The following is a 7,883-nucleotide window of genomic DNA, read 5'->3' as shown; positions in this document are numbered from 1 at the left end:
CTACGCTTTCTTTCGGGTTCCCGATGAGTTTGTGGACAATGGCGCTCCTGAGCAGGCGCAACAGCTCCTGGAAAACTGGCGATCCGACTGGCAGAAAGCCTACCAGCTGCGCGACTCCTCCGATCCTGTGCTGCGTCTGAATGCCCAAGTTTTCCACCGCTACCAGATCCCCTACGACTACAGCGAGACATTTCTGGCGGCCATGTTTCGCGATCTCTCGGACACGCGCTATGCAAGCTACGCCGAGCTAGAGAGCTACATGTATGGCTCCGCTGCTGTCGTGGGCCTCATGATGAGCCATGTGATTGGCTTCGCAGACCCCGTGGCGCTGGAGTACGCGCAAAAACTTGGCTACGCCATGCAGCTCACCAACTTCCTGCGCGACATTGACGAGGACTTTCAGCAGCGCGGGCGCATCTACCTGCCCCTCGACGAGCTGCAACGCTTCGGTGTCAAAGAGGCGCAGTTCGCGGAGCGGCACTTCGATGCCAATTTTTACTCCCTGATGCAGTTTCAGATGCAGCGTGCCCACAAGCTCTACGAAGATGCTGAGCCGGGGATCGCGCTTCTTAACTCTGAGGGCCGCCGCGCCGTTCGCGTCGCTAGTGCCCTCTACCGGGCAATTCTCACCAAGCTAGAACAGCAGGGAAGTAACCCATTTGCCGGTCGTGCTCGTACGAACACGCTGGAGAAAGTGCAACGCACCATGAGTGTCTGGAATGACTAAACAAAGCGCAATTGTTATCGGTGGCGGCATCGGGGGGCTAGGGAGCGCCTGCCTCCTGGCAAAGGCGGGCTATCAAGTCGAGCTTTTTGAGAAAAACGAGATTTTAGGCGGCTCCGCAGGAATCTTCTCCGCTGAGGGCTTCACCTTTGATATGGGCCCAAGCTGGTACTTGATGCCCGATGTCTTTGAGAACTTCTTCTCGCTTCTCGGGGAGAAAGTCGAGGACCACTTAGATTTAGTAAAGCTGGGACCGTCGTACCAGATCTTCTTCAAAGACAAGGGCAAAAAAGTCAGCCTTTACTCGGACTTGGAGCGGGATATTCCCACGCTAGAGGCCATCGAGCCCGGCTGCGGCAAGGCGCTGCGCGATTATTTGGAGCGCTCCAAGTTCCAGTACGAGATCGCGCTGGCGGGCTTCATGTACAAGAACTACGACACGGTCTTTGATTTCTTCAATAAGCAGACCATGCTCCAAGGCCCCAAGCTCCATGTCTTTGAGAAGATGAATAAGTATGTCGAGCGCTTCTTCTCCACCGACGAGCTGCAGAAGATCATGGAGTACCAGCTTGTGTTTCTGGGCTCGTCGCCCTACGACACGCCCGCGCTCTACAACATCATGAGTCATATTGACTTTAATATGGGCGTGTACTATCCGATGGGCGGCATCCACGAGATCCCGAAAGCTTTCGTGCGAATCGGGGAGAAGTATGGCGCGAAGTACCACACCAACGCTCCCGCTACAAAAATCCTGACCGAAAATGGGAAAGCGGTCGGGGTGCGCCTGCAAGATGGCACTGAGCACCGTGCCGATCTGGTGATCTGCAACGCCACGATCCGCCACGCCGAGACGCTTCTCGAACCGAGCGAGCGCACCTTCACCGACGACTACTGGGAGAAGCGCACCCTCGCACCGTCTGCGTTTATTCTCTATCTGGGGGTCGAGGGAAAAATCCCCACCCTCACCCACCACAACCTGCTCTTTGCCCCAGACTGGAAAGCGGGCTTTGCGGAGATCTTCGACAATCCCAAGTGGCCCACCGACCCGTCGCTCTATGTCTGTGCTCCCAGCGTCACGGATCCGAATGTCGCGCCCGAGGGCTGCGAGAACCTCTTTGTGCTGGTTCCCATGGCTCCTGGCATGAAGGCAACCGAGAGCGAGCTGGCCGCCTACGCGGATAAAACGCTCGCGCTGATGGAAAAAGAGATGGACATCCCGAATCTACGTCAGCGCATCAAGTACCAGCGCATCTTCTGGGCAAAGGACTTTATCGAGCGCTACAACAACGACCGTGGCACCGCGCTCGGCTTGGCACACACGATGAACCAGACCGCGATCCTACGGCCCAATACTATTAGCAAGAAGGTCAAGAACCTCTACTACGCCGGAGCGAGCACCAACCCCGGAATCGGCATGCCGATCTGTCTCATCAGCGCCGAGCTTGCCTACAAGCGCATTATCGGAGACAAAACAGCGGGACACATGACAACTCTGTCCTGACCCCACCCTGCCAGAACCCACCCGGCCACTCGCACTGCTCGCGTCCACCCTCCCTCTACGAAGGAGGGTTGGGGAGGGAAAGTATTCTCCTGACAAACTTCGTCAGCCCTTGAGGATTAAAGGGGCGGACAACACTGGCATCAAAGACTTCTTTATGTCTTAGAGGAGCTTGCGACGATCGAATGGCCACCAAAGTTATTTTTGCATATTTAGGATGTTCACGAACCCAGTGAAATAGAGTTTCACCCTCTACAACGGGCCGCGTGTAGTCAGCAATCACCATATCAACAAAAATTTCTAACAAACACTCCCGTGCTTCCTCTGCCGACCGAGCCACAATAATACCGCAGTCCACCGCCTCCAGGTTGGAGCAGATTAAGTGGAGAACTGCATCCTCATCCTCCACAACCAAGATCGTCTTTATTTCAGGCATGGTGTCTATTCTCCCTCCCCAACCCTCCTTCGTAGAGGGAGGGTGGACGCGAGCAGTGCGAGTGGCCGGGTGGGTTCTGGCCGGGTGGGTTCAGAGCTTGCGAAGCTTCTGGTCAAACGCAACGGCTCCGATGATTAGGAGGCCGATGTAGATGTTCTGGTCGAAGGGATCAACCCCGAGCAGGTTGGAGCCGTTGCGTAGCACCGCGATCAGCAGCGCCCCGAGAAGCGTCCCGGAGACGCGCCCCTCGCCACCGGCAAGGCTCGCGCCCCCGACAACGACGGCAGTCACGACATCTAGCTCGTAGCCATTGCCACCCGTGGGGTTTCCGGAGCTGAGGCGAGCCGACTCGACGAGGCCCGCCAGTCCTGCCAGTGCGCCGCCAATGGCGTAGACCGCCAGCTGCACACGCTCTACCGGAACGCCCGAGACACGTGCGGCTTCGGCGTTGGAGCCGATGGCGTAGACATAGCGGCCCAGCTTGGTGTAGTGCAGGATAAACGCGATCAGAGCTGCGACCAGCACGACCAAGATCAGCGGCATCGGGACCCCTTGAACCGTGCCCGAGGCGAGCTGATTGAACTGCTCGGGGGTACCGTCTACCGTCACGCCCTTGGCAATTCGAAGCGTCACGCCTCGTGCCACGAGCAGCATTCCCAGGCTGGCGATAAAGGCAGGGACTTTCATCTTCGTCACCACTACCCCCACCAGCCCCCCCGAGAGCGCCCCAATCCCGATTCCCGCCGCAATTCCCAGCGGCACCGACCAGCCCGACTTCACCATCAGATAGGCCGATGTCACGCCCGAGAGCGCAAGCACGCTCCCCACAGAGAGATCGATTCCCCCCGCGATAATCACCAGAGTCGCCCCCATCCCGATCAGCAGCAAGTAGGCGTACTGCCCGGCCACGCCGTAGAGATTGTCAACGGTCAGAAACGACTGGTGCCCCGTGGCTTGCGGCACGCGAATGGCAAAGAAAATGCACAGCAGAAGCAGCGAGACGGCAGGCAGTAAACGTTTGGCAAGGGTCATAGCTCGATATCTTTTCCGGTCATCATAAAGTGCAGCACGCGATCAGGGCTGGCATCGGCGCGGGGTATATCGGCCACGAGGCGGCCTTGGAAGAGCACCAGAATCCGGTCGCTCATTCCCAGCAGCTCGGGGAGCTCGGAGGAGACCAGCACGATCGTCGCACCACTCTGGGTCAGCAGGTTCATCTGCTCGTAGATCTCCACTTTACTTCCGACATCGACGCCACGGGTCGGCTCATCAAAGAGCAAGACCGACGAGCCTGCATGGAGCCAGCGCCCAAGCACCCCTTTTTGCTGGTTGCCGCCGGAGAGCGTCCCGATCAGCGTCTCCGTGCTCGATGTCTTGATCCGCAGGCGCTCGATCTCGGTCTTGGTGGCGGCTTTGTCTGGCCCATGCGAGAGCCACGGCCCCGGCGCGATTTTTTCTAAACCCGCCAGCGTGACGTTATGGCGAACCGGCAGCCCTAGCGCAAGCCCCGTGCGCTTGCGATCCTCGGTGAGCATTCCCACACCCGCTTTAATAGCCGCCCTTGGGCCTTGGTTGAGAGGAAGCGGCTTGCCATCCACAGAGACACTGCCGCTCATGTGCCGCAAGCCAAAGATCGCCTCGAAAAGCTCCGTGCGCCCTGCGCCCATCAGCCCCGCGATCCCGACGACTTCACCAGCACGCGTCGCAAACGCCACACCATCCAGGTTCACCTTGAGCCGCTCAGGGCCAGGCTCACTCGCAACCCGAGGGTAGAAGTCCGAGAGCTCCCGCCCGACCATGGCACGCACCACGGTAGACGTGTCTGTCTCGCGGATATTGGCCTCATAGACCTTCAGGCCATCACGCAAGACCACCACGCGATCACAGAGATCAAAGCACTCGGGCAATCTATGGCTGACAAAGACCATCCCAATCCCACGCTCTCGTAGCGCCTTCAGAGTGGTAAAAAGCTCCTCGATCTCTTTCTCGCCGAGTGAGGAAGTTGGCTCATCTAAAAGCAGCAGTTTTGCTTCTTCCGAGAGCGCCTTGCAGATCTCGACGGCTTGCCGCTGCGCCGGGCCAAGCGTGCCCACCAGCGCATCGGGGTTGAGGTCAAAGCCGTGGTGGGTTAAGAGCGTCTGCGCCTTCTCCCGCATCGCCTTATGATCCAGTAGACCGCTCTTCATTGGCTCCGCACCGAGATAGATATTGGCCGCCACCGATAAGTGTGGCGCGAGATTGAGCTCCTGATAGACCGTCCGAATGCCTAAGCCACGCGCTTTCGACGGCGAGTCCAGCACCACGGGCTCACCAAACCAGCGGACTTCCCCCGCCGTCGGGGTGTGCACGCCCGTGATGGCCTTGAGTAGCGTGGATTTCCCCGCCCCATTCTCCCCCAGCAGCGCGACAATCTCGCCGGGACGGACCTCAAAGTCCACACCCTTGAGCGCCTTGACCTCCGCCCCAAAGGACTTCTCGATCCCCCGCATCGTCAAGATCGTTTCTGTAGATGACATCACGGCTGAGATTCGGCACGACTTATCGAAAAACCTCTTAGCGCTTCTGATCCGCTTCCAGGTGGCACTTCTTATATTTTTTGCCACTGCCACACCAGCACGTGTCGTTGCGTCCTGGCTTCTTGCTCGGTGACGGTGCGAGTCGTCCTTGAAAGATCATCCGCTGCGACTCTTTCAGTGCTTCCCGGACGCGGCGGGCCTCGATCTCCTGCATCGCCAGTGTGTTCTGCCGATGCCAGGCGCGATAGTCTTCAAGTATGCTCTTGCTGCGGTTCGAGACGTAAGTCACTTCGGAGTCTTTATAGCTGTCTTCCACATTCTCTTCCGTGATGAAGGAGCGATCCACGCGGTTCTCGGCGAAGGCACGGGCAATCAGCGGGCGGGCCTCGGGATCACGGAGATTCGCCAGATCACTGACAAGAGAGGCGATGTGGTCGTCTTCAGGCTCTCCTCCCCGGTCAAGGTGCTCTGTAAGCTGCTTTATAAGAAAGGCTTTGTGTGCCTCTTGGGTCTCTGGCGTATCACGGGCGATCTGCTCCAGAACCTCCAGCGCCACCGCCCTAGGGTACCAGTCCAGCGCATCGTTGCACGAAACACGCTCCAGGATGGGAATTGTGGTAGAACCGAATTTCCAGAGAGAGTTATCCAGCCACTCCAGAATGTCTTCGTCCCCGAGTTCAAAACAGGCATGAAACACAGACTCCGCCGTCTCAGGGAGGGCCAGCTCACAGAGAGCGAAGATCGCCATATAGGCCACATGATCTAGCACGATCTCTCCGCCATGACGTGCCCGAAGCGCCTCCTCGGTAATTCGCTCCAGCAGCGCGGGCACCACTGCCTCTCCCTCAGCGACAAGCGCTTCGAGCAGGGTTGGAGGAGCCATCTCGGCCCACTCTTCCTGTGCCAACGCATCCAGCGCCTTTAATACTTCGTCTTGGTTCATCATCCATGAAGTTTAGCACAAGCAGAGCTTTCTTCAGTTACGCATTGTCATCGCTACAGGTCACATAAAGAACCCCAAGCTGGCTCTGCTCTAAAGGACAAACCAGGCGATCAAGATACCAGCTATAGTCGGTGATATTGCCACAGAGTCGTTGCCAGGCAGGGTACATAGTGCAGTCCATCGTTAATAGCGATGTATCACTATGTTTGCGTGAGAACCAAATTGTGACTTGTTTCTCCGAGTCGTCCTGCCACTGGTACATGATTTGGACAGTTTTTCCTTGGTCGCACATCGCGTCCCATTTGTGCACAAGCTCTTGCCAGCCTTCCCGTCGTTCCGTCCCAAGATCCTCTTCCTCGCCAACTTCCTGAAAACAGGCCCAGCGCACCTCACGCTCCCAAAACTGCCACCCAGTCGCATGGAGCACGGGGAGAATCAGGCCAAGGCTTGATGCATTCCAAAGAGTCACCTCAACGGAGGAAATAAACGCCATGCCGCATTATGACCAACATTAAGCAAATTTATGAGTCTTGCCATAACAGCGGACTACTTTAGCCACCTTAGCTCAAACACAGTAAAATACATACCATGAAACGGCAACAGGAAGTACAGCGCACTTCGCGAGAGCTTCTTCTCCCCGAGGGGCGACGCGTCTCGACGATCTACAAAAGTGATTTTCCCGGCGGACAAGGGCCCGTCTTGCTGACATCGCGCAGTGTCTGGTGGGGGACGCGGGACATGGTCTTTCGCACCGACTTGGCCACAGGCAAGCGTGAGGTCTATCTTCCCTGGGCAGGCGGCAAGGGGGCGATAGTCGCTCTGGAACTTGATGGCGACTCCGTGCGCGTTCGCACGGATGCTCGTGAGGCGAAGATCCGCCCCGACAGCGGGGCGTTTGATGGCTACGTGCGGCTGCGACTTGGGGAAGACCAGCTTGTACCGCCGCCGGGAGCGTGCCAAAAAATCGCGAAGACCGTCGAAGAATGGTTGGGCGTCCCCTACCTCTACGGCGGCAATACGAAAGCTGGCTGCGACTGCTCCGGGTTTGTGGGCGCGATGCTGCGTGTGGCGGGCAAGGGCGTCCCACGCACCTCGAGTGCGATCGCTCAGTCCGGCAAGCCCGTTCTTGGTGAGCTACGCTTTGGCGATGTGGTCTGCACACCTGGCCATGTCGCGCTCTATCTGGGCAATGGGTGGCAGGCCGAGGCTCCCCAGACCGGCGATGTGGTCAAAAAAACTACTGTCTGGCACCGCACAGGCGCAACCGCACGCCGCTTTCTTTAAAAAGAAAAAGCCTCCCAGATCGCCTATGATGTGGGAGGCTCGCCAGCAGCGCTTGCTACGTTTCCGGGCGTAGCGTGGCTTGCCGACGGTGGGGCGGATAGCGTGGAGAGTCATGCTGTCCGTGATGGTTGCCAAAGCGGTAGGAGCGATCTGTGTGCTTCTGAAGGCGGCGCTCCAGCTTGCTTGCAGCACGGGACAGTGCCGCGTACAGATCATCACCTTGGCCTTCACTCCTCAAGTCCAGCCCCTCCGCCCAGACCCGAATGTCCGCGCGGAGTCCTGGTTGCTCTGCCGTGAGAGTGACATGACCGTGGCGAATGGCGGGGAACTGCCGCCCAAGACGCCCTAGTAAAAGTTCTGTGTGCTGCCGAAGTGCTTCGGTCACTACCAGATGACGACCCTGTACCTGAATATTCATCGCAAAACCTTTCTCATAACCCAAAAAGACCCTCGCCAGAGGGTGCTCTGGCGAAGGTCTTGCA

The 7,883-nt window shown here is 58.1% G+C and carries 9 protein-coding genes; 3 read left to right on the top strand and 6 right to left on the bottom strand.

The window, feature by feature from the left end; translation table 11 throughout:
- Both AC1XOS_RS17240 and AC1XOS_RS17235 read left to right on the top strand, forming a co-directional pair.
- A partial coding sequence (locus tag AC1XOS_RS17240; protein ID WP_481963464.1) for a phytoene/squalene synthase family protein occupies positions 1-727 on the top strand: 727 nt, incomplete at its 5' end.
- Positions 720-2,225 carry a phytoene desaturase family protein gene (locus AC1XOS_RS17235; protein ID WP_481963463.1) on the top strand — a complete coding sequence of 502 codons (1,506 nt, stop codon included), beginning with the start codon at positions 720-722 and terminating at the stop codon, positions 2,223-2,225. The genes AC1XOS_RS17240 and AC1XOS_RS17235, both read left to right, overlap by 8 nt.
- Positions 2,226-2,280: 55 nt before the next feature.
- Here the strand turns inward: AC1XOS_RS17235 and AC1XOS_RS17230 are convergent, their stop codons facing one another.
- From AC1XOS_RS17230 to AC1XOS_RS17210, 5 genes are all read right to left on the bottom strand, one after another.
- Positions 2,281-2,658, bottom strand: coding sequence for a response regulator (locus tag AC1XOS_RS17230; protein WP_481963462.1), 378 nt, complete (start codon positions 2,656-2,658; stop codon positions 2,281-2,283).
- A 90-nt stretch (positions 2,659-2,748) separates the two neighbouring features.
- Complete coding sequence (locus AC1XOS_RS17225; protein ID WP_481963461.1) at positions 2,749-3,690, bottom strand: ABC transporter permease; 942 nt, start codon at positions 3,688-3,690, stop codon at positions 2,749-2,751.
- Entirely contained in the window at positions 3,687-5,174 is a 1,488-nt protein-coding gene (locus AC1XOS_RS17220; protein WP_481963460.1) for a sugar ABC transporter ATP-binding protein, read from the bottom strand. Before AC1XOS_RS17220 ends, AC1XOS_RS17225 begins: the two co-directional genes overlap by 4 nt.
- Before the next feature lie 37 nt (positions 5,175-5,211).
- Positions 5,212-6,120 carry a DUF1186 domain-containing protein gene (locus AC1XOS_RS17215; protein ID WP_481963459.1) on the bottom strand — a complete coding sequence of 303 codons (909 nt, stop codon included), beginning with the start codon at positions 6,118-6,120 and terminating at the stop codon, positions 5,212-5,214.
- 34 nt (positions 6,121-6,154) lie between these two features.
- Positions 6,155-6,610: a hypothetical protein gene (locus AC1XOS_RS17210; protein ID WP_481963458.1), complete on the bottom strand. Its 456-nt coding sequence runs from the start codon at positions 6,608-6,610 to the stop codon at positions 6,155-6,157.
- Between the two features lie 95 nt (positions 6,611-6,705).
- On the opposite strand from AC1XOS_RS17210, the gene AC1XOS_RS17205 reads away from it, so the two are divergent.
- Positions 6,706-7,401, top strand: a complete 696-nt coding sequence (locus tag AC1XOS_RS17205) for a C40 family peptidase (RefSeq protein WP_481963457.1) — start codon at positions 6,706-6,708, stop codon at positions 7,399-7,401.
- Between the two features lie 55 nt (positions 7,402-7,456).
- Here AC1XOS_RS17205 and hpf read toward each other — a convergent pair.
- Positions 7,457-7,883: ribosome hibernation-promoting factor, HPF/YfiA family (hpf, locus tag AC1XOS_RS17200; protein ID WP_481963456.1), on the bottom strand; the 427-nt coding region annotated here is incomplete at its 5' end.

The sequence above is a fragment of the Armatimonas sp. genome, assembly GCF_964826245.1.
The sequence above is the reverse complement of the archived record's forward strand: the minus strand, read 5'-3'. Positions and strand labels throughout refer to the sequence as shown.

Excerpts from the sequence above, each read along its gene's own strand:
- AC1XOS_RS17215 (WP_481963459.1), bottom strand. The coding sequence starts at position 6,120 with ATGATGAACCAAGACGAAGTATTAAAGGCGCTGGATGCGTTGGCACAG.
- AC1XOS_RS17220 (WP_481963460.1), bottom strand. The coding sequence starts at position 5,174 with ATGTCATCTACAGAAACGATCTTGACGATGCGGGGGATCGAGAAGTCC.
- AC1XOS_RS17210 (WP_481963458.1), bottom strand. The coding sequence starts at position 6,610 with ATGGCGTTTATTTCCTCCGTTGAGGTGACTCTTTGGAATGCATCAAGC.
- AC1XOS_RS17225 (WP_481963461.1), bottom strand. The coding sequence starts at position 3,690 with ATGACCCTTGCCAAACGTTTACTGCCTGCCGTCTCGCTGCTTCTGCTG.
- AC1XOS_RS17205 (WP_481963457.1), top strand. The coding sequence starts at position 6,706 with ATGAAACGGCAACAGGAAGTACAGCGCACTTCGCGAGAGCTTCTTCTC.
- AC1XOS_RS17235 (WP_481963463.1), top strand. The coding sequence starts at position 720 with ATGACTAAACAAAGCGCAATTGTTATCGGTGGCGGCATCGGGGGGCTA.
- AC1XOS_RS17230 (WP_481963462.1), bottom strand. The coding sequence starts at position 2,658 with ATGCCTGAAATAAAGACGATCTTGGTTGTGGAGGATGAGGATGCAGTT.